The 24,643-nt window shown below is 51.8% G+C and carries 17 protein-coding genes; 7 read left to right on the top strand and 10 right to left on the bottom strand.

Going from position 1 to position 24,643, the window contains the following annotated elements; all coding sequences use genetic code 11:
• The first annotated feature begins 23 nt into the window (after nucleotides 1–23).
• The 3 genes from lptE to secG all read left to right on the top strand — a co-directional run bounded on the left by lptE (nucleotide 24) and on the right by secG (nucleotide 1,916).
• Entirely contained in the window at nucleotides 24–536 is a 513-nt protein-coding gene (gene lptE, locus ACAW87_RS09390) for an LPS assembly lipoprotein LptE (protein WP_370723118.1), read from the top strand.
• Between the two features lie 85 nt (nucleotides 537–621).
• On the top strand, nucleotides 622–1,482 hold the full coding sequence (locus ACAW87_RS09385; protein ID WP_370723117.1) for a DUF8458 domain-containing protein: 861 nt from the start codon (nucleotides 622–624) through the stop codon (nucleotides 1,480–1,482).
• 44 nt (nucleotides 1,483–1,526) lie between these two features.
• Complete coding sequence (gene secG, locus ACAW87_RS09380) at nucleotides 1,527–1,916, top strand: preprotein translocase subunit SecG (protein ID WP_370723116.1); 390 nt, start codon at nucleotides 1,527–1,529, stop codon at nucleotides 1,914–1,916.
• Between the two features lie 75 nt (nucleotides 1,917–1,991).
• Here the strand turns inward: secG and ACAW87_RS09375 are convergent, their stop codons facing one another.
• The 9 genes from ACAW87_RS09375 to ACAW87_RS09335 form a co-directional block, all read right to left on the bottom strand.
• Nucleotides 1,992–2,912: an AEC family transporter gene (locus tag ACAW87_RS09375; RefSeq protein WP_370723115.1), complete on the bottom strand. Its 921-nt coding sequence runs from the start codon at nucleotides 2,910–2,912 to the stop codon at nucleotides 1,992–1,994.
• Between the two features lie 105 nt (nucleotides 2,913–3,017).
• Nucleotides 3,018–3,734, bottom strand: a complete 717-nt coding sequence (locus ACAW87_RS09370) for an ABC transporter ATP-binding protein (protein ID WP_370723114.1) — start codon at nucleotides 3,732–3,734, stop codon at nucleotides 3,018–3,020.
• Nucleotides 3,735–3,783: 49 nt separating this feature from the next.
• A complete protein-coding gene (locus ACAW87_RS09365) occupies nucleotides 3,784–6,777 on the bottom strand; it encodes a tetratricopeptide repeat protein (RefSeq protein WP_370723113.1) in 2,994 nt (997 codons plus the stop codon).
• A 171-nt stretch (nucleotides 6,778–6,948) separates the two neighbouring features.
• The gene (locus ACAW87_RS09360) at nucleotides 6,949–7,824 is read right to left on the bottom strand and encodes an SDR family oxidoreductase (RefSeq protein WP_370723112.1); all 876 of its coding nucleotides are present in this window, start codon (nucleotides 7,822–7,824) and stop codon (nucleotides 6,949–6,951) included.
• Nucleotides 7,821–10,097 (bottom strand): sensor histidine kinase, encoded by a 2,277-nt coding sequence (locus tag ACAW87_RS09355; protein WP_370723111.1) that lies wholly within the window; start codon nucleotides 10,095–10,097, stop codon nucleotides 7,821–7,823. Before ACAW87_RS09355 ends, ACAW87_RS09360 begins: the two co-directional genes overlap by 4 nt.
• A gap of 42 nt (nucleotides 10,098–10,139) precedes the next feature.
• Entirely contained in the window at nucleotides 10,140–11,318 is a 1,179-nt protein-coding gene (locus tag ACAW87_RS09350; RefSeq protein WP_370723110.1) for a serine hydrolase domain-containing protein, read from the bottom strand.
• A 128-nt stretch (nucleotides 11,319–11,446) separates the two neighbouring features.
• Nucleotides 11,447–12,040, bottom strand: a complete 594-nt coding sequence (locus ACAW87_RS09345) for a TetR/AcrR family transcriptional regulator (RefSeq protein WP_370723109.1) — start codon at nucleotides 12,038–12,040, stop codon at nucleotides 11,447–11,449.
• Nucleotides 12,041–12,201: 161 nt separating this feature from the next.
• A complete protein-coding gene (locus ACAW87_RS09340) occupies nucleotides 12,202–12,975 on the bottom strand; it encodes an SAM-dependent methyltransferase (RefSeq protein WP_370723108.1) in 774 nt (257 codons plus the stop codon).
• Nucleotides 12,976–13,060: 85 nt separating this feature from the next.
• The gene (locus ACAW87_RS09335; RefSeq protein ID WP_370723107.1) at nucleotides 13,061–13,522 is read right to left on the bottom strand and encodes a redoxin domain-containing protein; all 462 of its coding nucleotides are present in this window, start codon (nucleotides 13,520–13,522) and stop codon (nucleotides 13,061–13,063) included.
• A 131-nt stretch (nucleotides 13,523–13,653) separates the two neighbouring features.
• On the opposite strand from ACAW87_RS09335, the gene ACAW87_RS09330 reads away from it, so the two are divergent.
• The 3 genes from ACAW87_RS09330 to ACAW87_RS09320 all read left to right on the top strand — a co-directional run bounded on the left by ACAW87_RS09330 (nucleotide 13,654) and on the right by ACAW87_RS09320 (nucleotide 18,659).
• The gene (locus ACAW87_RS09330; protein ID WP_370723106.1) at nucleotides 13,654–14,574 is read left to right on the top strand and encodes an ROK family protein; all 921 of its coding nucleotides are present in this window, start codon (nucleotides 13,654–13,656) and stop codon (nucleotides 14,572–14,574) included.
• Between the two features lie 123 nt (nucleotides 14,575–14,697).
• On the top strand, nucleotides 14,698–15,150 hold the full coding sequence (locus tag ACAW87_RS09325) for a DUF8479 domain-containing protein (protein WP_370723105.1): 453 nt from the start codon (nucleotides 14,698–14,700) through the stop codon (nucleotides 15,148–15,150).
• 443 nt (nucleotides 15,151–15,593) lie between these two features.
• Entirely contained in the window at nucleotides 15,594–18,659 is a 3,066-nt protein-coding gene (locus ACAW87_RS09320) for a DEAD/DEAH box helicase (protein ID WP_370723104.1), read from the top strand.
• Nucleotides 18,660–18,714: 55 nt separating this feature from the next.
• Here the strand turns inward: ACAW87_RS09320 and ACAW87_RS09315 are convergent, their stop codons facing one another.
• A complete protein-coding gene (locus ACAW87_RS09315) occupies nucleotides 18,715–19,809 on the bottom strand; it encodes a chemotaxis protein CheB (protein ID WP_370723103.1) in 1,095 nt (364 codons plus the stop codon).
• 180 nt (nucleotides 19,810–19,989) lie between these two features.
• On the opposite strand from ACAW87_RS09315, the gene ACAW87_RS09310 reads away from it, so the two are divergent.
• The gene (locus tag ACAW87_RS09310; protein WP_370723102.1) at nucleotides 19,990–24,639 is read left to right on the top strand and encodes a CheR family methyltransferase; all 4,650 of its coding nucleotides are present in this window, start codon (nucleotides 19,990–19,992) and stop codon (nucleotides 24,637–24,639) included.
• Nucleotides 24,640–24,643: the final 4 nt, after the last annotated feature.

Below are 24,643 nucleotides of genomic sequence, written 5' to 3'. Positions count from 1 at the left end.
TATCAGTTATCAGTGATCACCTTATGGTCAGACATCGTTGGATTGGCTTACTGATAACTGTTTACTGTTCACTGATAACTGTCTCCTGTGGCGTTTATTCCTTTTCGGGAACTACGCTCTCGCCGGATATCAAGACGGTGACGATTAACAACTTCACATTGCAAACGGCGGGGGGGCCGGCGAACTTGCCGTTGACGCTGACCGAGAAGCTGAAAGAATATTATCAGCGGTATACAAACTTGAAAGTATTACCTACCGGGGGTGATATGGCGCTGGAAGGGACTGTAACGGGTTACGACCTGATTGCGGTGGCCCCGAGCGCCAATGATCAGGCTGGGTTGAACCGACTACAGATTACGATTCAGGTACGTTTCACCAACACCAAAGACGACACCAAAAGCTTTGATCAGGCGTTCTCATTTTATAAAGATTTCCCGCAAAATCAGACTCTGAGCCAAAACGAAGGGCAGTTGGTTCCCCTGATTCTGGATCAGCTTGTCCTCGACGTTTTCAATAAGACCGCTGCCGATTGGTAACCTGGCCTAACCAACCGGTTGGCAACTGTGAAAACTGCCCACTTCTTTGTAGATTCGCCCAACCCAGTGACACCAAGCCTCGTTCATGCCGCCAATTGATAAAGAAACCTTTTCGTATTGGGTTACCCATCCCAACGACCTGACCGCTGCCGACTTTCAACAGTTGCAGGATAGTCTGGCAGACTATCCGTATTGCCAGTCGCTGTATACCTTAACGGCTAAAGCAGCCTCTATACACCAGAAAGGGAATACGGTTCCTCACGTTCGGCGAGCCGCGGCGCATGCATTGAGTCGTAATGCGTTGCGCAAACTGATCGATAATGAATTTCAGTGGTCAGACAATTTGCTGTTGAAGTTAAACGAACTGGCTTCCCGGCAGGTACCGATTCCCGATGATTATCAGCACGAAAGTTATGCGCTGTACCGTACCAAACCGGGCGTAGCGGGCAGCATGCCGATGTCGTTATTATCGATTCCAAAAATGGCTTTCAACAGCCCGGGTTCGCTTGGTTTAGCCGAGTCGACGCCGCCGGTTGACGACCCAACGCTAGCCGAAGAAGCCATTCGTACCGAGCTGGCGCTGGAAGAGCAAGTCATTGCTGATGAGGATACACTGGAAGCCCGGCAGCGCGTGATGGACGAAGAGCGCAAACGGCAACTGGAAATCATCGAAAATTTTATTCGCAACGAACCGCGTATTGCGCCCGTACGGGGCCGATTGGGCGAACCCGCCTTGCAGGAGGATTTAGCCCTTCGAAGCCAGCCGGCACCGATTGCCGGGGGGCTGGTAACCGAAAGTTTTGCCAAGATTTTGTGCAAACAGGGCAAGTATAGCAAGGCCATTGAGATTTACGAGAAGCTGGCCTTGAAAAACCCAGATAAATCAGCGTACTTTGCGGCCAAAATCAGTGAAATTAAAGAGGCACAACCCATTGCCGATAGCTGAAAAAGACATCACCCCTCTTATAGTTAACCGAATTAACCAAGTTCATGGTAACCACAATTATTGTTCTTATTTGCATCCTGACCGTTCTTCTGATTCTGGTCGTATTGATTCAGAATTCAAAAGGCGGCGGCCTATCGGGCGAACTCGGTGGCCTTGGCTCCAATCAGTTGATGGGCGTAAAAAAAACGACCGACGTTGTTGAGCAAATTACCTGGGGCCTCGGCATCGGCGTGATGGTGTTGGTACTCTCTACGTATGCCCTCGTTGACAAAACAGGCGCCAGCGTAATCAACAGTGCCAACGTTGAGCGGGCCGCTACAAAAGCGTTGCCAGGTGCAGCGGTGGCTCCAGCCCAGAATCGTCCAGCTCCGGCGCAGGCTCCAGCCGCACCTGTTGCTGCTCCCGGCAATTCACAGTCGGCCCTGCGCCCCTAGTTTAACCGAACTTACTTTCCATGAAAATGCCCACCTGTTTGTTCAGGTGGGCATTTTCGTTTTCAGGTACGTTACCTAGACAAGGCCTAAGCAGTAAACCAACAGCCACAACAAGCCAAAGCTGATCACGAGCGACAGGTTAGCCAACGTACCTGCCACCCGCGAATCGAAGTTGAACTCGTCGGAGAAAGGCAGAATAGTCATTCCCACCGGCAGCAGCATGCACACGATAAGCGTGGTACGCAACAACGTTGGATCGGGCAATACCACATGAAGCAGGGCAATGGCGCCCAGACAACACGCGTAGCGCAGGAACAGAAGCCGAAAAATGGCGGACTGCTGCGTTTTTTCGAGGCGGAAACTCAGGTAGATCCCCAACAACAACAGCACTAACGGTTTGTTGGCTTTTGCCAGCGTATCCAGCGCATCGAACAATATGGGAGGCAGGTCAATGGAAAGCACATTGAGCGTGAGGCCTAACAACATACCCAGCAACGGCGGCAGACGCAACATACGCCGAAGAATAGCCCCCACAGGCGGCTTTTTCGCGCCACCCGAGGCGAGGTAATACCCAATAGGGTAAACGATACCAAAAATGACGACAGTGTTGCCAATGTCGTACAGCACGGCGTAGACCAGGGCATCGCGCCCCCAAATACCTTCGATGATAGGAAAACCGAATAGGCCAATATTGAAGGCTCCCACGCCAATGGTGAGTACCCCCCGCACGCGAATGGGTTGTTGGGCAAATGCAAACCAGGCTAGCCATAGTAATACAACGCCGAGTGCAATGCTTACAAAAGGAATAGCCAGCAGGGTCGACGTCAGCGGTACGCGTAGGGTCGAAACAACCATCAGCGCCGGAAAGGTAGTGTGCATCAGCAGACGCGATATCACCTTTCCGTTCTGCTCACTAACAATGTCCCAGTGTTTCAGAGAGAAACCAAGGCCAACAATGCATAATGTGACTAAAAAAACCAGATTGGCCTGCTCCATTCGGTGGGATTCGTTACGAAACCCGAAAATAGGCTAATCGGCTGGTAGAATCAGAATTGGACTGTAGTAAACGTCAAACCCCAAACTACAAATGCAAAACACCCTCTACGCCTGCATGAACGCTTTGGCTTTCCGGATATTCTGGTTGGCGCGGTCAGTTTCGATGAGGCCATCGCGGAGGCGGATGATGCGGTGGGCGTATTCGGCAATGTCTTCTTCGTGCGTCACCATAATCACGGTATTGCCTTTGGCGTGAATCTGATCGAAGAGGTCCATGATTTCGTACGACGTTTTGGAATCGAGGTTACCCGTTGGTTCATCGGCGAGCAAGATACTAGGGTCGTTAACGAGGGCACGCGCTACAGCCACCCGTTGCCGCTGACCGCCCGACAGTTCGTTGGGGCGGTGTCCGGCCCGATTTTCAAGACCTACGTTTTTCAGCGCCAGCATCGCTTTTTCGGTCCGGTCGGCCTTGCTATAGCCCGCGTAAATCAGAGGCAAGGCTACGTTTTCGAGCGATGTTTGGCGGGGCAACAGGTTGAACGTCTGGAAAACGAAGCCAATTTCTTTGTTCCGAACCTCAGCAAGCGCATTTTCGGTCATGTTACTGACATCCTGCCCGTTCAGAATATACTGCCCCGAAGTCGGCGAATCCAGACAGCCAACAATGTTCATAAGCGTGGATTTACCCGACCCTGACGGACCCATAAACGCGACATACTCGCCTTTGTGCACCGAAATAGTGATCGACTTAAGGGCGTCGATGATTTCGCTGCCCATTACATACCGTTTGGCTACTTCGCTGGTCTCAATGATATTCATATTCCGGGTTGCCTGTGTCGTTGATTTTACGAACCAAAGCTAAAGTACGTCACTGTACAAACGCATTACGGGCGTTTTCGATAGCCGATACTTTTTGCTGATAGGCTACGGCAAACGCCTGATAGTCGGCGGGTGGAGCAATCACCTGCAATTGCACCATTCCTTCTTCGGCATAATCGAACAGGCTTTGATCGAGACAAAGTAGCACGTAACTTTTCAACAGAGAGGGCTCAGACTCGTTATACGGTAAGGCTCGTCGCACCGCTTCGTAGGCTGGTTTCACTTGCCGCTGACTTCGTAGAAACAAACTGGCTTCGGCCACCAGTTGGCCCTGAGCCGAACCAGTCAGTAACACCTGTTCGTAGGCTTTTCGGGCGTTGTCCGGTTGTTTCGAAGCGGCAAACGCGCTTCCGCGCAAAGCGGCAACCAGGGCCCGGTGTTGCGGAATGAAAAACGTTTTGGCCAGCGAATCAGTAGCCGTTGCTTTTTTGCGGAACGACGCAATTTTCACCGCCGACAGGTTTTCCATTGATCGGGCAAAGGACGTTAGCTCGGCAGGTTTGCCCATCTGACTCAGAATCATCTGCGCGTAGAAATATTGCCGGGTAGCCAGGTACGTATCGATAAGGCTGGCTCCGGAAACGGTTTTCAGGCTAACGTCGCGGATGGTTTCCCAGGTACGTCCCCGGTTGGCATCGTCGAGGCGATAACTGACATAGAACGCTTTTTCAAGGTCCGTTGCGGGTTGTTTTTCGCTGTACAACGCCTGCCGAACACCCTGTAACAAACTATCCTGCCGCATGGCCGTGAGCCAGAATGGACGGGCTGCGGGCAGATCACCGAGTTTGGTCAACAGCACGGCCCGGTAGAACGAGGAGAGTGTGTCGGAATTAAGCGCCAGCGTTTTGTTCGCCTGTCGGTATAACCCCTGATCGGCTTGTAGCAAACCGAGGGTAGTACGGTAAGAGTTGGCTCGTTTGGGGTCGTTTTCGGCCAGTTGCGTCAACAGATCAAAGGCTTCCAGATGCTGATTGGCCCGGTACCGACCTAACGCCTGCGCCAACACCAGATCATCGACCAGTTCCTGATTGGCAGGGTTTTGAGCGGCCCGTTGTAATCGATTCAGCAACGTGCTGTCGGGATTAGCGGCCACAAAAGCGTAGTTATAGAGCGAGGCAAACCGACCGGCATCGAGCAGGGGGTCGGAAGCAGCTCTGCTCAGCCAGGCGGGGGCAACAGGTGCGGTAGTATCGCGGGGCGACACCAGATGCAGCGCCATTCGGTTGGCTTCGAACGCCGGGTCATCGCGCGTTTCTACCTGATCGATAAGCGCCGAATCGGCCGCCATTATGTTGGGGTTGCGGGCATACAAACCAAGCAGATTCGCCAGCGGTACTTCATCGCGCTGGGTGTGGGCCACAGCCGACTGTAAGTAATAGTAGGCCGAATCGGCGATGGCTGTTTTGCCGTAGAGATAACCCAGATTCGTGCGCAATTCACCATTGTTCGGAAACGTCTGAATACCCCGCTGCAACGTCTTGATCGACTCAAAAAACAGGTTCGTTTGCCGGTACGTATCGCTTAAGCCCGCAAAGGCCTGCGGCGACGGCTGTTTCAACAAGGCTTTCGAAAAGAACAAAGCGGCGGCGGCCTGATCGTTTCGCGAAAGCGCGATCGACGCCAGGGCATAATTGCCTTTGTGTTGCTGGTGTTCTTCAGCTACTGATTCCTGGTAGTACGTCTGCGCCAGATCGACCTGATTTTCGGCCAGGTACGCATCGCCCAGCGCCGACAGCGTAGCGGCGTACCCCTGCCTAACGGTGAAGTAATTGCCCCCGGCAATCATACCAACCATGGCCACTAACCCCGCCAGCCGGAACAACGGCAAGTCAGCAATACGGGCTTTGTACATCACCCTGTGTACCGGCAGTTGCTGCTGGTAGATGGGCCAGAAGTTGAGCCCGATATACAGCACAAAGGCCACGCCCATTCCGAAATGGCTATACACGATAATGTCTTCAAACAGCTCGACCAGCGGATCGTTGGCGGTGGCAAACGCATAGGCCATGGTCAGCGCCGCCAACGAAGCCATACCCAGGTAAAGCCCCGCTCCCGCCTCGCGAAATGACAGCAGTTCCCGCTGCTCGACCAACCGACGAAAGCCCCAAACGCCCAGCACAAGCGATACACCAACAATCAGAAATGGGCTGATGGTCAGCCCATCCCAGTCAATGACGTTGGTGTTGCGAAGCCAGATAATCAACAGGTTCAGCAGGTACAGTAGGCTGATGAACAGGAAGTTAATCATCCCCAACGGCCGCGCCGAAGGACGACTAACACTAGTGAGCCAGACCATAGCGGCGGGAATTTCGATGGCGACGAAGGCGATGGTACCAACACTCAACAACACCAGACCCGGCAGCGTGTAGCCAAGCAAAACCATCGCCGGATTGACCACCGAGCTACCCAGCGCAACCGCTACTGCCAACCCGGCGAATAAACCGAGAAAGACCAGCAAGCGTGGTGTAAAGCCAACGTCGGTACGGAACGCGTGGAAGTAGAAACTGAAGCCACCAAACAAAGCCGCCACGCCCAGAAACAGCCACTTACCCGAGCCACCGGGCAGGCCCAGCGTTTCGAACCGGCAAACGGCCAACAGCAAAATAAACGCGCCCATCGCCAGCCGATACCGCAATGTCGGCAGTCGGCAGATGCCCGCCAGCGCGAAGGCCAGGGCTACGCACAAGCCCGCTACTGTGCCCGTAGCCACCAGCGGATAAACCCGCATGGGTGAGGCCAGGAACTGCCCGGCCACCGTTTGCACCTGCCCCTGTACCGGGTAGGTGAGTAGACCATCGGTGAATTGATAGAGCGTCGTAGGGAAGCCAACGAGTTCGTTGAGCACCTCCCAGCGTACCACGTTTTCGAGTCCGCGATAACCGGCCAACGCCAGCCAGCCAAGCGATATACCAACAAGAACAAGCCCGATCACGTACACAGCGCGTTCGGGCTTCGTCCAGAGTTTCCAGAATTGTAACGACATATTATACTAACGAAAAACGGCCTATCGAGGCGTATACTACTGGTGTAAAGAAGGAGGAGGCACTACTTTTCCCATTGCTACACAAGTGGCTCTGTAGCGCCGAAGCTCCAGCTTCGGTAGTGAGAGTAACTATCTCTATACTACCGAAGCTGGAGCTTCGGCGCTACAGGGCTAACCGCCTTGCCCTACTCCAGTTGCAAATCTATCAATACTAATGTAAGGTTTACCCAAATCCAGCCAGGTACGTTCGGCTTCAAACTGTTCGGGATAATTGTTTAGCGCTTCAGCAATATGAACACCGTAATCGGCCTGTTGAGAGAATAACCGACCGAGACGGAGCATTGCCAACGGCATTTCCATCACACGAAGTTTTGAGTTGGTGTAGTTCGCCGCCAGCCGTTTGGCGGCTACCAGCTGGTTTACAGGTTCGGGACCCTGAATGACGTATTCCTGCGGCTGACCGACCTGAGCAATCTGCAATGCACGCGCTACCTGCTTTCCATAGTCCTGTGCCGAAATGAACCACGGTTTTACCTTCGAACTTCCCAATACCAGTACCAGTGGCCCCACTCGTTGCGTGGTCAGCATCGTTTCCATAAAATTCGAGGGATAGAAAATGCTGTAGTCCAGACCCGATACCTTGATGAGCGACACCGCTTCCTGCTTAATTCGAAATACCCACCAGTCGAAGCCGTTCATACCCTGATAGCGCATCACGATTGATGAGAGATAGGCTATCCGTTTCACGCCTGCCACTTTCGCGGCTGCCAGCAGGGTTCGCAGGCCATCACTTTCGGTATGGAAATCTATGGATTTTTCGGTTTGTTTTACGGACAGGCTCAGGTACATTGCCTCGCATCCTGCCAAGGCAGCGGGTAACGAGTCTGGCTTTCTAAGGTCGCCAAAAACGACATCGGCGGCGGGGAAAAGTCGTTTAGCCGCTGTTAGATTCCGGGCAACAATGCGCACGGTATATCCGGCCGACAGCAATTCACGGGTAACCGGTTGACCCAACATTCCGGTAGCGCCGATGATGGCGATGGTCATACGATCGGAATGGATATAGTAAACTCAGTGAACGCACCTGGCTCTGATTGCACCGATATGGTTCCGCCGTGGCCTTTGGTGATGATGTCGTAGCTGAGGCTGAGGCCGAGGCCGGTGCCTTTACCGGTGGGTTTAGTAGTGAAGAAGGGCTGGAAAATTTTAGCGCGTATCTCGTCGGGAATGCCCATGCCGTTATCGCGCACCCGAATCTGTACTTTGCCGCCTATCCGTTCGGTAGTGACAGTTACCGTGGGCCTGTACGTCCCCGATTCTGAAGTAGACAGTTGGGCGGCATCCCGCTGCGTACGTTCCTGAACGGCGTAGAACGCATTGGTAAACAGGTTCATCAGCACCCGGCCAATATCCTGCGACGCAGTAGGCACCAATGGTAAATCGGTCTCAAAATTGGTAACGAAGCTAACCTCGAACGTCTTCTCTTTAGCTCGAATACCGTGGTAAGCCAGCCGCAGGTACTCGTCGGTCAGGGCGTTCAGGTCGGTGGGTTCACGTTGGCCGGTACTGGCGCGGCTGTGTTGCAGCATGCCCTTCACAATACTGGCTGCCCGTTGCCCGTGATGGCTAATCTTACCAATGTTCTGTTTAATGTCGCTCAGAATTTCCTGTTCAAGACCTAAATCACGCTCGTCGGTTGGCCGGGCTTGTTCTTCTTCCAGTTCGGTCAGCAAATCGACCGATACTTCCGAGAAGTTATTGACGAAGTTGAGCGGGTTTTGAATTTCATGGGCCACACCGGCGGTCAGTTCACCCAGCGAAGCCAGTTTTTCGCGCTGAATCAGCTGATCCTGCGTGGCCTTTAGTTCGGTCAGTGATTGGTCGAGGGCGGCGGTTCGTTCGGTGACCAGGTGTTCAAGCGTTTCGTTTTGGCGGGCCAGAATCTGCTGTTTTTCCTGCTCCTGCGCTACGGTCTGCGCCGAAAGTTGCTCCACTTCATACAGTTTAGCGGCCAGTGATCGGTAGGTACGTGTGTAATCCTGTACCAGCGAAAGTGATAAGCCAACCGGTATACTAAGCAAGGCGATCAGGACCAATACGAAAACAGGAGCAAGTATCAGATTAGAATCAAACCTAATCCCGATCAAATTACTGACTATAGCGCCGATAATGATGACCAACAGTATGCCCACCAAACACAAAAACGCCATTTTTACCGAATTCCAGGGGAGGCGTGAATCAGCCTCTTTTCGTTTCCGACCTATCCAACTCAACCGGATATAGTCGACAAAAACAAGTGTGAAGGCGATAGCGCGTGCATAATAAGGAGAGGGACCGAGAAAAGTCCGATACAACATATCAAACGCTAACAAACCCAGTATGCTGTAAAAAAACCAACCCGCTCTGATACCCAAATATTGATATACCCCCCACAGCAACAAGATGCAGCCCACACGAGAGCTGATATTCTCGCTCAGCTCAACAAACGAGTCGAGCGTCAGATTAGGCGTGATACCACTCAGCGAATCAAAAATAAACGCAACGGAAAAAGCCAGCATTGCCCAGCATAGCGTTCGGTTAATACGCTGCGCTTTATTGGCCCGGAAAAATAAAAAATGGAGTAAGCTGAGTATACCGAAAATGCCTCCCAGCACAGAATCGAGGCCCACGCCCGCTGATTCTGACATGTAATAATCGCTGCCCGCTTCATCGCTGCGTTCAATCTCCAGATCCAATGGGTTTTCCCCTAAGTTGGCAAAAAAGGTCGGGTCTTTACGGAACGCATACCGAATAGCCAGCAAGTGCCGGTTGGTGTCGGCAATCGGCAGCGGTATAAACTGCACTATTCGCTGCGACCCGCCTGAATCAATCAGCGGCGGCACCAGGCGGGTCAATAAACGGCCATCGAGGTACACCTCAGAGCGTCCAAACTGACGGATAATCAGGGTCAGTGATTTATCGGCGATTGGTGTTGGCGATCTCACCCACAATCGAAACCAGCCTTTCTCTTTTTCCCAGAGTGTTTTATTTGTTCGGATAGCGCCATCCGGCGTGATTTCATCCGTCCAGTGGCGATCTATGTACGCTGGATTGGCCCACTGAATGCTATCGCCGGCTTTGAACCGCCAGTTGGCGTTATTGGCTTTGGCATCACCTCGTAGCTGGAACGGCTTGTTATACGCATCCTTGGTACTATCGACAGTCATTCCCCTGCCATTGACTGATAGAGTAACCCGAAGGCCTTTATTCGACGTATCCGTTTGTCCGTGAGAGAATGTAGCCGTAGCCAGAAAACAAAGCAGTGCGAGTAGCCGTATCATGACGACAATATACAAGAGTTAAGTAGTATTCGGCAGTTTACTCTAGTGTTTCAGCGCAGCTACTACTCGTTTTGCCAGTTCGTTCGGGCTGCCATTGTGCCACCGCCACACAATGACAATATCGTGCTCAGGATCAATCCAGACGGTGTTTGACCCTGCACCGAGAGCGGCAAAACTGGTCGATGGCGCATCGGGCCAGGGCTTTTTACCGTTTGCTGCGTTACCCGTGTTGAGCCACCACAGGTAGCCATAATCGGGGCCAACCGCATTACCGGTGGTGGCCTGTTTTACCCAATCGGCCGAGACGATCTGTTTGTTTTGCCAGCGCCCTTGCTGTTCAATCAGGTAGCCGAACCGGGCCAGATCGCGGGCGCTGATGCGCAGGCCTCCCCCCCACCGGGTGCCGCCGCTTACCGAAGGCATCTTTTTGCCGTCAACGTCAGCCAGTGCGTTCGGGTACGGAATATACTGCCAGCTATCCGACGCGCCGATGGGGTTCATCAGTTCATCGCGCACTACGTCGGGCAGTGGCTTTTTCCAGAGTCGAAGTAGAGAAAGTGCCATGCGGTTGATTCTGACGTCGTTATACTCGTAGAACGTACCTGGCTTTTGCAGGGTGCGCGGCTTGCGTTCGCCGCGGCCAAACGCTTCTTTACCCACAAAATCGCTGTTTTTGCCCCATAACTCGCCTTGCCATTCACTAGTCTGGCGCAAGTGCTGCTCCCAGGTTACCGCCCGGTTCTGTTCCGAATCGTACCCACCGTCCTGAATCAGTTTAGCCACCGGCTCGTTGATATCCGGTATCAGTCCGCGTTCATGCGTAATACCCACCAGCGTCGACAGTACACTTTTGGCTACGCTATAGGTAGGGTCAACGGCACGGGTGTCGCCCCATTCGGCCACGATATAGCCATGACGAAGTATGATGCCGTTGGTGGCCGCCCGACTCGTGGGCATAGGACCAAGCAGTTTGCCAAAGATCTCTTCCTGCGTCGAAAAATCGGGTTTCATCTGCGTCGTTTCCTGCCTTTTGGCCCACGCCACCGCCGAGTCGAGCAGGGCCGGGTTCATGTCTGCTTTGTCAGGGGCTATTCGCGTCCAGTTATTTCCTTTTGGCGGAAAATACGGTTTCGACGAGGTTGTAACAGGCCGTTGACAGGCAACAACCAGGGAAAACAGCAGGAAGCCAGCGTAGCTAATCCGGGTAACCGAGGAGTTCATTATGGAGAAGGGTTAGGTCAGGTACGTTGCGGTTCTGTTGGCTAAAGCCATCAATAAAAAGCCGCACGCAGGATGAACTGGTGCGGCTTGTCGAAGAACGGATAGGCGCGTTTGCTAATCAACCCGGCTTACCGCAGGTTTCTAACAAAGCGCCGCATGGTTTCGCGGTAAATCTGTTCGGTAGCGTCGAGCGGCTGTTGGTGCCGAAGCAGGGCACCCAACATAATAATACCGTGCGAGGTGGCCCACCACTCGAAATAGAGGCGACGAATGGCTTCGGCTGATTTCGGAATAAACGAGAAAATGATGCGGCAAACGATTTCGTTCACCGCCTTAATCTCTTCCGAATCGGCTAATGGAGCTGTGCAATTGGCACCTTCCAGATTATACATAACCTGATACAGTTCAACCTGCTTGGTAGCAAACTGCCACTGTACCAGTGATATTTCGTAGAGTAATTTCTCCGGATCACGATAAAGCTTTACCAGTCGTTCGTACTCGGTACGTAAGTGACGAAAACCCTCGTTACGAATCTCATCGAGCAGGCTGTCTTTGCTGTCGAAATAATCGTAAACAACGGGGGCACTATAATCTATAGCGTCGGCAATTTTTCGGATCGAGACCGCCTGCCAGCCTTCCCGGCGGGCAATGTCTTTGGCGGTGTGGAGAATACCCGCCCGCGTTTGTTCGCGGGTGCGCTGTTTGCGCTCGACTACTTCCATGATAGGTCAGATTTGTTAACGGTGTTAATCTGGCTGAAAGTTAGCCGTTTATGCCGACTTATCTAAGTACTCAAATTTATTTACCTACTTTTTATGGTAAATACACAATAAAGTAAAGTGGACAATGATGATTTTATATCAATCATATGACAATAAAAACATTAACTTGTCCTTTTCATAGCCAAAACCCATACCCCTTCGTCACCCACCTGATACGGATCACCCTCAACAGTACCATAACAGGCTATCGGTTCCAGACCTGCCTCACTAAACAAGGTCAGTAAATCGGCTAGGGTGTAGATATAGTACTGGGCCAGCCGGTCAACCACATCGACTCCAGACTGGGTACGTTGGTAATACGTAAGTTGCTGATCAACACAGGCCGTAAGCGGATCATAGCGATTTTCGACCAATACCTGCATATCGTCGCCAACGGGTAGCCAGGCACGTTCCTGAAAATCGGGTAGAAAGCTTTCGGCCACCATGCCCGACTGCGCCAGAAAACGGCCACCCGGTTCCAGCAAGTCCGCAATTCGTTGCAGGAAAGTCTGCATCTCGGCACGGGGGAAGAAGCACAGGCTGTTGCCCAGACAATACGCCGCTTGAAACGATTCGGACTCACCCAACAGGGCCGTATCGATGGTCATAAAATCGGCAGCAATGGCGGTCAGTGCCAGCTTCTTGCGACCCACGGCGGCTTTCAACTCGGCCACCGATTCGTCTGAAATATCAACGCCAACGACCTGTGCGCCCATCTTCGCGAGCGGTAACGCATGACGACCGTAGCCGCAGAACACATCGAGCACCCGATCGTCGGGCCCAAATTCGAGCGATTCCACAATTCGCTCAAGTTCGAGCTGCGTCTGTTCGTCGGTCTGCGCCGCCTTCCACGCCTCTTGGGGAAGGCCGGTAAAAAAGTTAGAATACCAGGACAAGGGAATGATTAATTAAGAATTAAGAATTAAGAATGGCGCTGCTAACGGATTGTATCTGGCCATAGCAGCGCAGCATTCTTAATTCTTAATTCAACGAAGCTTTAACAGCGTTGAAATCAGGTACGTTGCCGGCGTTTTCGAGTACTTCGGCGTATTTGATATGTCCGGCTTCGTCGATCACAAATGCGGCGCGCTTGCTGACGCCCTTCATGTTCATCACAAAGTTCTCGTACAGCGCACCGTAGGCTTCCGACACTTCCTTGTTGAAGTCTGACAACAACGGAAAAGGCAAATTTTGTTCTTCCTTAAACTTGGCCAATGTGAACGGCGAATCGACCGAAACAGCCAGAATTTCGGCATTCAGGTTGGTGTAAGTGTGCAGGTTATCGCGCATTTCGCACAGTTCGGCGGTGCAGACACTAGTGAATGCCATCGGAAAAAATAACAGCACAACGTTCTTGCCCGAGTAGTCGGTGAGCGAAACAGGTTGATTTTCTGACGAAAAAAGCGTGAATGTGGGGGCAGATTGCCCAACTTCTAAAGCCATGATGGGTGTCGGTTGATACGTTTAGTTTGACTACGCAAAGGTAAGCGCAAAGAAGCCTACTGACGTTGTGTATGTTTGTACCCTTATTCCTGAACATCTGAAAAGCTGATTCAGCAGCACCACTAGTCGATATGCAAACATATTGGGGCATTGACCTTGGCGGCACCAAAATAGAAGGTGTCATTCTCTCCTCGCCTTCGCCCGAGGCGGTTGTCATTCGCAAACGGATCGACACCGAAGCGCATCTGGGCTACGAACACATCGTAAGCCGCATCAAACTGCTGGTCGATCAGCTAAAAACCGAGACCGGGTACGTACCTGACCACATCGGTTTTGCCACACCCGGTACACTCGATCCGGGAACGCAGACGATGAAGAACTGCAACACGACCTGCCTGAACGGAAAACCGCTGAAACAGGCCCTGACCGAGCAACTTGGGGTTCGGGTGTCGCTGGCCAATGACGCCAATTGCTTTGCCCTGGCCGAGGCTACACTGGGGGCTGTTCCCGGCGTGGCGCCTAATTTTCAGATGATGTTTGGCGTCATCATGGGCACCGGCGTGGGTGGCGGCGTGGTGGTGCGCGGCCTCGACGGGCGCCCTTTTGTGATCAACGGCATGCACGGCATTGGCGGCGAGTGGGGTCATAACATTCTGGAAGAGAACGGACATGCCTGTTATTGCGGCAAGAGCGGTTGCAATGAGCAAGTACTGGCCGGCCCGGCGCTGCAACGGTTCTATCTGGAGCAGTGCGGCGAAAAACGCACCATGAAAGAGATCGTCGAGCGCCACCGGGCGGGCATTGACCCAATCGCTTCACTCACGATAGAACGGATGCTGGAATACTATGGTCGGTCTATTTCAACGCTCATCAACGTCCTCGATCCCGACGTGATCGTGCTCGGTGGCGGCGTGGGTAACATCGATGAATTGTACACCGAAGGCTACGAACGCATCAAGAAATACATCTTCAACAACGGCGTGGTGAAAACGCCCATCATCCGCCCTAAACTCGGCGACAGCGCAGGCGTTTTCGGCGCGGCGATGCTTTGAAATAAAGAGGTTTAAAGTTCAACGTCTAATGTCTAAAGTTGCTCCGCGTTTGAAGCAAAGCGGAGCAACTTTAGACATTAGACGTTGAACTTTGGACATTAAACCTTCCCAAACCCCCATCCTATGAAAATCGCTTTAGTTGCCCTTTGCCTGGTGGTACTTGCCTGTTCGGGAGAGAAAAAGCCGGAAGAGACAACCGACAATGAGCCAGCGGTTACGTATGAAAAAGTGTCTGAAGAGTCAGCGGCGGTGATAAATCAGCTGAACAATGCGGCCCGCGAGATTAACAGCGCCTGCCCGGTACAGATTGATCCAGCCACGCGGCTTGATAGCGCACAGGTACTTTCAGGAACAGAGTTGCAGTTCAATTATACGCTACTCACGGCAAGTCGGGCCGATTTCGATGTAGCGGCGCTTGAAGCCACTACCAAACCGGGGCTGATTGAATCGGTCAAAACCAACACAGCTATGGCCGACCTTCGTGATAACAGCATTACAATGGTGTATAACTACCGCGACCGTAACGGCGAGTTCCTTCTGAAAATACCAGTCACCCCGTTAGATTACGCTCAATAGGCAATCCTATTCTCAAAAAACGCCCTCCGAATATCAGAGGGCGTTTTGCTACCAGAGTGACAATCCCCGCAGTAATCGACTGGCAACCATCGCGGATAGTTCTTTATCGGTGACGGATCAATTAGGTAAGTACAAAACAAAATTTCAGGTACGTTCCCGCAGTTTTGAAAATCAATTAGTCTATTTTTTCTATATATAAACAGGTTATAAATATGCTTAACAGTTTCTTGATTTGGCTCTCTGCCTGCAAACTGTATATTTGAGACCACTACCTCGATATGTTTGCATTCCCTGTTTTTGTTTTAGTTATTATGCGATAAATGGCGGTTTGCCTGAAAACCAGTCAATGAGCCAATTATCAGTTAGTTAGTCTATCATAAATAACACCATTACTCGACTGTTTAGTAGGCTGTTAGTTATGCGTAGGCCCCTCCTCTTTTCCCATGAAAGTATCCCCGTCAGAGCCATTTCAGGTCGTTTACTCACTACTCCAACACGAATACCTCGGCTATCTGATCGAAGCCTTTGTTGTTCGGTTAAACGCCAAAGGAGAACTGACACTACAAACCCAAAGCCTGTCGCCGCAAAACGTTCGTGAGTTTGCAGACGGGCTCGACGAGCGCGATTTTGAACTGGTTAAACTCACCGATTATATCTGTCAGGATACGCTGTTGCGGCGATTCAACACCAAAAAATGGTCGGTAGTCGATTTTTTTCTGCGCGTGTACGACCCACAGAAAGGCGACAAAGTAATGCAGGAGGCTATTGCCGACTACGTGGAACAGACGAAAGCGCAAATTTTGCCGCTGCTGGCAGAGAAACCCATTTTTCTGATGACCCACGACGGCGATCCCGTGGGCGAAGCGGTCACCTTTATGCCCGAACCGGCCCGGGTTTACTTTCATTTTGTTCGCAACGAAGAGGCAACGCATTACTTTCCCATCATTCGTTACCCACTCGCCGAACGAGAAATTCAACCCGGCGGATCAGCCACGGAACGGGTCGAATTTCAACACCGCAACGCCATGTTGCTGTGCGATGATCCGGCCTGGCTACTGGTAAAAAACAAGTTATATCATTTTGCTAAACTCTCGAAAAACGAATTATCGGCGGGGATCGATGTGGACGGCAAAAAGCTACGACCGTTTTTGAACAAGCAACACATTGTGGTGCCCAAAAGTATGGAGGCGCAGTATTATGAGCGGTTCATTGTGCCGCTTATTGCCCAATACGATGTGTTTGCCAAAGGATTTGAAATACGAACTACCTCTCTTCAACCCGTTCCGGTACTGACGCTCTCGGAACAGACCAACAGTCTGCAACAGGTGGTTGCGTCGCCAACGCTGTTTGGTGATACATTGGTTGCCGACGACGATACCACGAGTAGCAATGAGGTAATACTCGATCTGTCGTTTCAATACGGCGACTTCACGTTTCAGTTCAACAGCTTTGCCAATTCGGCCAACGTCAGCCTCCAGAAAATAGGCAACGACTACCTGTTTCATAAGGTAAGGCGCGAGCTAAAAACGGAACGTCATTACTTTTCCCAACTGCGCGAAGAGGGACTCGACTTGAGAAATGGACGATTGACCCTTACGAAAGCAGAGGCCTTCACCTGGCTCAACGACCATCGGACTGCGCTCGACAAAGCGGGTTTTCAGATACGGCAAAATGCCAGTGATACCCGGCGCTATTTTCTCGGCTATTCCAGCCTGGCCATCTCGATCCGCGAAACCCGCGACTGGTTCGATATTCACGCCAAGGTGCGCTTTGGCGACTTCGAGATTCCATTTCTTCGGTTACGCTCGCTGATTTTGGCCCAAAAGCGGGAATTTACACTTCCCAACGGCGAGATCGCGGTTATTCCTGAAGCCTGGTTTGTCAAATATGCCGAGTTGGTTGGCTTCATGGAACACCCATCTGACGGGGACGAACACACAGACGTTGAGGCTGGTAAACGGCTGGTATTGCAAAAGCATCATCTGGCGCTGGTGCAACAGCTAGACCATGAATCGCTGGTTGAAACGGTTATCAGCCGCCGACTGGAAGGGCTGCGTGAATTTGAACAAATTGACGAAGTGCCGATGCCCACCGGTTTTGTGGGTACGTTACGCCCCTACCAGAAAGCGGGCTACGACTGGATGAACTTCTTGCGGCAGTATCATTTTGGTGGTTGCCTTGCCGATGATATGGGGCTGGGAAAAACCGTGATGACCCTGGCCCTCTTGCAGGGACGCAAGGAAGCCAACCTCGAAATACCCGGCCCATCGCGGCCCGGCCCCAGCCTGCTGGTGATGCCTACCTCGCTGATTTATAACTGGGAACTAGAGGCTCGGCGCTTCACTCCCAACCTGCGCGTGATGACTTACACAGGTACGTATCGCGATAAAAACACGGCTCAATTTGATGATTATGACCTGATTCTGACGTCGTATGGCATTGTCAGAATCGACATTGAGCTGCTCAAAAACTACCGGTTCGATTATGTGATCATGGACGAATCGCAGGCGATCAAGAATCCGAATTCGCACATTACACGGGCGGTGATGCAGTTGAATTCGGCGCATCGGCTGCTGCTGACCGGTACACCGCTGGAAAACAGCACCATGGATCTCTGGACGCAGATGACGTTTATTAACCCCGGTTTGCTGGGTAGCCAGTCGTTTTTCAGGAGTACCTACCAGATTCCGATTGAAAAGCGGGGCGATGACCAGAAAATGCAGAAGCTGTATAGCCTGATCAAGCCTTTTATGCTCAGGCGTAACAAGAAACAGGTAGCCACCGATTTACCCCAGAAAACCGAGACGGTGCTGTATTGCGAAATGACCCCGGAACAGGCCAAAACCTACGAGGAAGCCAAATCGTATTACCGCAACCTGATTCTGGATCACATTGAAAAAGATGGCTTGGCCAAATCGCAGATGGTGGTGTTGCAGGGCCTGACCAAGCTACGGCAAATTGCCAATCACCCCCGCCTTGTAGATACTACCTATGAAGGCGATTCGGGTAAGCTCGACGACGTACGGATGCGCCTGGAAATTGCGCTACAGGAAGGTCATAAAATCCTTATATTCAGCCAATTCATTAAGCACCTGGCCGTTATTAAGCAGTATCTGAAAGAGAAAAACATCACCTACGCGTACCTCGACGGATCGAGCACCGACCGCCCCGAACAGGTGGCCCGTTTCCAGACCGACGACACGGTACAGCTTTTCCTGATTTCGCTGAAAGCGGGCGGGCTTGGCCATAACCTCACCGCCGCCGACTACGTCTTTTTGCTCGACCCCTGGTGGAACCCCGCCATTGAAGCGCAGGCCGTTGACCGGGCCCACCGGATCGGTCAGCAGAAACCCGTATTTACGTACAAGTTCATCACCAAAAACAGCGTAGAAGAGAAGATTCTGGCCCTACAACGCAACAAGCAACGCCTGGCTAATGAGTTAGTCACCACCGAAGAAGGTTTTATGAAGTCGTTGACCAAAGAAGACGTGCTCGTCTTGCTAGACTAGGTAAATGGGTTGAATAGTCACACAGGGCACAGCCCTGTGTGACTATTCAACCCATTTACCTAGTCCCCCCATCACCCGAAAGCTGATCATTTTGGTAGATGAGTTCGCGGATGCGGTGGGCACGCTCCAGCGCCTTTGCAGAGTGGATGCGGTACTGTTGAGCCGCTTCGATTTGACCGCCATCAGCCAACTGCTCGGCCGCCTGATTCAGCAACATAATACTTTCTTCCAACCCCCTTATCGATTGCCACATCGTGTCTTCAATGGCTTTGGTCACATCGGCCAAAAGGGTACTGGCGGTGTATGAATGACCTGTATGGCAACGGTACCGAATCAGTTGCCCTTCCCGGAAACTGACGAGCGTACCACTGCACTCGGGGCAGGTCAGGGGCGTTAACTCTCCCACAGAGAGAATGCCCCGGTCGAAGGCTCTGGCCTGAGCGGCCACATCAACCTCCGTCTTTATCCGGTTTAGTTCATTATCCACGTCAGTTGGGTCAGGTACGTTGGTCAACTTGTCAATGACTATTTCGGGCAATACCTCCTGAGTCAATTCACTGATCAACATGGGAATTTTGGCAAGCGGCAACACATGGTCTACCTCCACATATTCAAGCACACTTTCGGGCATACTGGCGTAGAGCGCATCGTCGGGTTCCTGCACAATTCCGATTCCCCCCAATCGCTTGATAGTCCACATGCCGGAGGTGCCATCGTTGAGCAGGCCCGTTAGTACCACACCAATTACGCGTGGGCCAAAACTGTAGGCCGCCGACCGGAAGAGGGCATCTATCGAAGGGCGGAACCGGTTCTCTTTCGGTCCTTTACGCACCAGAACATGGCCGATACACCCTTCTTCGTCTACATGGTTATCTCCGTTTGTTCCGCATTGTTCGATCAGCAAATGGTGGTCGGGCGGGGCAATGTAGATGTGACCCGCCCGAATGGCCTCGCCATCGTGCGGATGCCGTACATTGAGCGGGCCACACCGGCTCAGAATAGCAGGGAGTAAACTCCGCGCGTAGGCAGCTACGTGCTGTACAATGAATATTGAACCAGAAAACGTATCGGGCAATCGGCCAACCAGCTCCTGAAGGGCATAAACTCCGCCTGCCGATGAGCCAATAACTACTATATCTCGTTTAGACATACAGTTAAAATACCTTATTGTTACACCTTTTAGTAGAAAGCACTTAATCTACAGTTTCAAAAGACTAAACAATAGCTAAACGCTTTTTGAGTGCTGTTGCCCAACAATTATTAAAATTTAGTATACGTGTTACTATTTTTACTGAAATGACAATCCGTCTGAGCCTCATAATTTCGTGTAATGCCGCCTAGTCTACCGTCTGAAGTTACCGTTTCACCATCCACTTACACGCCTGTTGTAGCCATTGGCGGGTCGGCCGGGGGGCAGGAAGCCATTACTGATTTATTGGGGCACCTATCGCCCACAACGGGTTTTGCCTACGTGTATGTGCAACACCTAAACCCCGATCATGACAGTAAGCTCGACACTATTCTGAGCACAGCAACCAGCATGACCGTAGTCAGAGCGGCTAATCTGATGGCCATTGAGCCCAACCATGTCTACATCATTCCACCTAATCAGGAGATGGAGGTCATGGACGGGAAATTGCTGCTCATGCCACGACAACGGGCTATTCATATGCCCATCGACCGGTTTTTCATATCCCTGTCTGAACGGCAGAAAGCGGGTGCCATTGCTATTCTTCTGTCGGGAATGGCCACTGACGGCACGCTTGGACTAACAGCGATTAAAGTAGCCGGAGGCATTGCCATTGCGCAGGACGAAACGGCCATGTTTCAAACAATGCCCAAGGCAGCCATTGCCGAAGGAGCAGTTGATCTGGTGCTGTCGCCCAAAGAGATGGCCGATGAGTTGTTGCGTTTAAGCCAGCGGACCGATGTTTTCAAGCAAACCGCCGAAGCCGCCAACGAAAATGAAGACGAGGATGCACTGGCACTAGCGTTAGCACTGGCAAGGGCAGATTCTAAACCCGACGACCCTGATACAGACAAGGAGATTCAAACCATCATTCAGTTTGTACGAAAAACCGTTGGCGTTGACTTTACCCAGTATAAAATTACGACCATACGGCGGCGCATCATTCGGCGTATGCTACTCTACAAACTGGCTACCCTGGCCGAGTATACCCGGTATTTGCAGGAACACCCCACCGAGGCCAACATCCTGTATAATGACCTTCTGATCAACGTAACGGCTTTTTTCCGGGATACCGAGGCTATGAAATATATGGCCAAGGAAGTGCTGCCGCAACTGGTGAAGGCCATGTCGGCGCGTGAACCGTTACGAATCTGGATTCCGGCTTGTTCTACCGGACAGGAGGCTTATACATTGGCTATTATGCTGCTGGAACTGATTGGCGAAAACACGGCAAATCCACCTATTCATATCTTTGCTACCGACCTCAGCGAGCCAGCTATCACCAAAGCCCGGCAGGGTATCTATACCAAAAGCGAGGTACTGGATCTGTCACCCAAGCGCCTTCACCGTTTCTTCACCAAAATAGATGATCAGTATCGCATTCATAAATCGATTCGTGATCTGTGCGTATTTGCACCCCACAACCTGTTTAAAGACCCGCCTTTTTCCCGGCTCGACCTCATTAGTTGTCGTAATCTGCTGATTTATCTGGATGGTGTTCTTCAGCGAAAAGCGTTTTCTACCTTCCATTATGCCCTGAAGCCTAACGGGTTTTTACTGCTGGGAAAGTCAGAGACGGTTAGTGCCGCACCAACCCTATTTACGGCAATAGATAAAAACTACCGGGTATATGCTCGCAGAAATGATGATAATAGTGTTCCCTTTGGTATAAACTCATTTGATCGGCATGGCAGCCGGATCAGTACGCATCGCCTTCAGACAGAGCGAATAGACGACATGGAAAAGAAAGGATATTCGCTAAAATCGACTAGTAACGATTTAAACAAAGTCGTTGAAAACGTATTGCTAACCCAATACGTCCCGGCCTCTGTGGTGGTTGATCAGGACCTTGAAATACTTCAGTTCAGAGGGTCGACCGGTCTTTTTCTGGAACCAGCTCCGGGCAAAGCCAGTCTTAATTTGCTCAAGATGGCCAGGCCGCCACTGGCGTTTGAGTTGCGTAATGCCGTACACAAAGCCCAAAAAACGGGCCTGACTGTACAGAAAGGCGGGTTAATGGTCTCAGTCAGCGGCAGGCCCCATCAGATTGCCATTGAGGCCGTACCGCTGTCTGGTGAAGGCGAAACCAGACTCTTTCTGATTCTTTTTTCAGAAGAAGTAGCGACCGTTATACCCGAAAGCGGAACAGAGACCATGCGCAACGCCCGAATCCAGCAACTGGAAGAGGAACTGGCCAGCCTGCGCGAAGACATGCACTCGATCATTGAGGAGAAAGAAGCCTCGAACGAAGAGCTACAATCGGCCAACGAAGAAATTGTGAGTAGTAATGAAGAACTGCAAAGCATTAATGAAGAGCTCGAAACCAGCAAAGAAGAAATTGAATCGACCAATGAAGAACTGCTGACGATCAACCAGGAATTACAGCAACGCAATGATCAACTGACCGAAGCCTACGGATACGCCGAAGCCATTTTCGATACCATCAGCGAAGCCACTATTATTCTGGATAAGGATTTAAGCGTTAAATCAGCGAATAAGGCTTTTTACACCATTTTTCGAGTCCGTCAGGAAGATACCGAGAGCCGCCTTATTTACGAACTGGGTAATCGGCAATGGAATATTCCACAACTACGGCAACTGCTGGAAAGTGTGATTACGCAGAATGCCCATGTACAGGCCTATGAGGTAACGCATACGTTTCCGGAGATTGGCGAAAAGGTAATGCGACTCAATGCCCGCAAAGTGGTGCAACATCAGCGCGAAGTAGTGTTACTGGCCATTGAAGACATTACCGACCACCGACGGGCTCAGCGCCTGCTGGAAGAACGACAAGCCTGGTTCCGCGAATTGATGGACAATGCGCCCACGCTCGTTTGGGTGTCTACAATCGATGCTACCTTTAGCTTCGTCAACCGTGCCTGGCTCGAGTTCACGGGCAACCAGCCCGAATTTGTGATTGGTCAGTCACTTGCGGTGAACGTACACGACGACGATAAAGACACGTACCTGTCTACGTATGCCACCCATTTCATGCGCCGACAGCCGTTTAGTACCGAACTTCGCATGCAACGGCAGGATGGCGAATACCGTTGGATGCTGGTCAACGCACGGCCACAATACAGCACCGAGGGCCATTTTGTTGGCTACATCGGTACCAGCCTGGAAGTACACCTTCAAAAAACCCTGAACCAGGAACTAGACCTGCGGGTGCAGCAACGTACCCGGCAATGGGCCGAAGCCAACGCCCGGTTAGAACAGGCCAACCGGGAACTACAACAAACCGCCGATCGGCTTCAGAGCGTGATCAATGGCATTCCGGCCAGTATCACCATGATGGATGTGATTCGCAACGCCGACGGTCAGCCAATCGATTTCAGCACATCGGTCTTCAATGCATCGGCGCTAAGCATGACTGGGCAAACCTCGGGCGATATTATCAACCGTACCTTGCTGGAAGCTCATCCTGAGTCGCTCACCAGTGGCCTTTTCGATCAGTATCTGGAGGTGCTTACTACCGGTAAATCCGTTTATCAGGAACGGAACCTCGACCGCCCTTCGCCAGGATGCTACGCCTTTTTTATAACCCGGCAGATAGACGCAAACGGCCTCGTGGTGACGGTACTGGATATCACCGACCGCAAAGATGCCGAAAAGCAGGTACGAAAAACGGTCGACAGTCTGCAAGCTGTTCTCGACAGTTCTCCCGCCTCCATTGGTTTGTTGAAAGCAAGACGGAACGAGAAAAACGAAGTCGTTGATTTCACGCTATCGGCCTGCAACCAGAAATTTGTGGAGCTAACAGGGCATTCATCGGCTGAACTAATTGGCACTTCGGTCACGTTGGTCAGCAATTTTTTCTGGTTCAACAACACCTTCAACAATCTCCTGCACGTACTGATAACCAAAGAAACCGTCTACGAAGAACGCCACACCGTTCAGAACGGAACCGATCATTGGCTAGCTCTCTCGCTCAGCAAACATGACGACGGCGTAGTGGTGACCGGCCTGGATATTACCGCCCTGAAACAGGCAGAACAACAGCATGTGTCGTGGCTACGCGAGCTGGAACGGTCTGATAAGATGCTGCAATCGCTGGAAGGTATGCGCGAACATATTCAGCAGCGGGGTGAATTTTTACGAGCTACCTCCCACGACCTAAGGGGTAGTTTCGGCGTCATTGAAGGCGCAGCATCGTTGCTCAACGAGATGGACACGCAGGAAGAACGGACCGAAATGCTGTCTATGCTTCAACGTAACCTGCGGCAGGTAACCCAAATACTGACCCAACTGCTCGATTATTCACGGCTGGAGTCTGGTCAGGAGCAATTTATTGACGGCGCGTTCGATGCCTCCGATCTGTTGCGCGAACTAGTAGCCGGTCTGCAACCAATGGCTGGCGAAAAACAACTTTTTCTACGGGGCGTTGGCCCAGACACATTACCCGTGCAGGGCGATGTAGTCAAGATTGGCCGTATTGCCCAGAATCTGCTTTTGAATGCGTTGAAGTATACCAGAGAGGGCGGTGTGAATGTAAGCTGGAAACAGCATAATGAGACTAATTCCTGGATCTTTAGTGTGCAAGACACCGGGCCGGGTCTACCTATGCCATTAGTGGCCATGCTTGTTGCTACTCCCGACGCCGACATTGACCAACTGACCAACCAGAACGGCGCTTCAACGTCTTCGTCAGGTGAAGGCATCGGGCTGTTCATCGTCAAACGGTTGTGTAATCTGCTCAACGCCACCATCACGGTAGAAAGTCAACCCGGTGAAGGCACCTCTATTCAGGTAGAACTGCCCCAAACATACCATAACAGTGTTGGCGAGTAGGCGA

This window comes from Fibrella aquatica (genome assembly GCF_041321135.1).
GTDB classification, from domain to species: domain Bacteria; phylum Bacteroidota; class Bacteroidia; order Cytophagales; family Spirosomataceae; genus Fibrella; species Fibrella aquatica.
Note: the sequence above shows the minus strand (reverse complement) of the source record. Positions and strands in the feature narration are given on the sequence as shown.

Bases quoted from the DNA above. Each gene is read 5' to 3' on its own strand.
- ACAW87_RS09345 (WP_370723109.1), bottom strand. From the start codon at position 12,040: ATGGAAGTAGTCGAGCGCAAACAGCGCACCCGCGAACAAACGCGGGCG.
- ACAW87_RS09385 (WP_370723117.1), top strand. From the start codon at position 622: ATGCCGCCAATTGATAAAGAAACCTTTTCGTATTGGGTTACCCATCCC.
- ACAW87_RS09355 (WP_370723111.1), bottom strand. From the start codon at position 10,097: ATGATACGGCTACTCGCACTGCTTTGTTTTCTGGCTACGGCTACATTC.
- secG (WP_370723116.1), top strand. From the start codon at position 1,527: ATGGTAACCACAATTATTGTTCTTATTTGCATCCTGACCGTTCTTCTG.
- lptE (WP_370723118.1), top strand. From the start codon at position 24: ATGGTCAGACATCGTTGGATTGGCTTACTGATAACTGTTTACTGTTCA.
- ACAW87_RS09335 (WP_370723107.1), bottom strand. From the start codon at position 13,522: ATGGCTTTAGAAGTTGGGCAATCTGCCCCCACATTCACGCTTTTTTCG.
- ACAW87_RS09310 (WP_370723102.1), top strand. From the start codon at position 19,990: ATGCCGCCTAGTCTACCGTCTGAAGTTACCGTTTCACCATCCACTTAC.
- ACAW87_RS09360 (WP_370723112.1), bottom strand. From the start codon at position 7,824: ATGACCATCGCCATCATCGGCGCTACCGGAATGTTGGGTCAACCGGTT.
- ACAW87_RS09320 (WP_370723104.1), top strand. From the start codon at position 15,594: ATGAAAGTATCCCCGTCAGAGCCATTTCAGGTCGTTTACTCACTACTC.
- ACAW87_RS09365 (WP_370723113.1), bottom strand. From the start codon at position 6,777: ATGTCGTTACAATTCTGGAAACTCTGGACGAAGCCCGAACGCGCTGTG.
- ACAW87_RS09315 (WP_370723103.1), bottom strand. From the start codon at position 19,809: ATGTCTAAACGAGATATAGTAGTTATTGGCTCATCGGCAGGCGGAGTT.
- ACAW87_RS09330 (WP_370723106.1), top strand. From the start codon at position 13,654: ATGCAAACATATTGGGGCATTGACCTTGGCGGCACCAAAATAGAAGGT.
- ACAW87_RS09375 (WP_370723115.1), bottom strand. From the start codon at position 2,912: ATGGAGCAGGCCAATCTGGTTTTTTTAGTCACATTATGCATTGTTGGC.
- ACAW87_RS09370 (WP_370723114.1), bottom strand. From the start codon at position 3,734: ATGAATATCATTGAGACCAGCGAAGTAGCCAAACGGTATGTAATGGGC.
- ACAW87_RS09325 (WP_370723105.1), top strand. From the start codon at position 14,698: ATGAAAATCGCTTTAGTTGCCCTTTGCCTGGTGGTACTTGCCTGTTCG.
- ACAW87_RS09350 (WP_370723110.1), bottom strand. From the start codon at position 11,318: ATGAACTCCTCGGTTACCCGGATTAGCTACGCTGGCTTCCTGCTGTTT.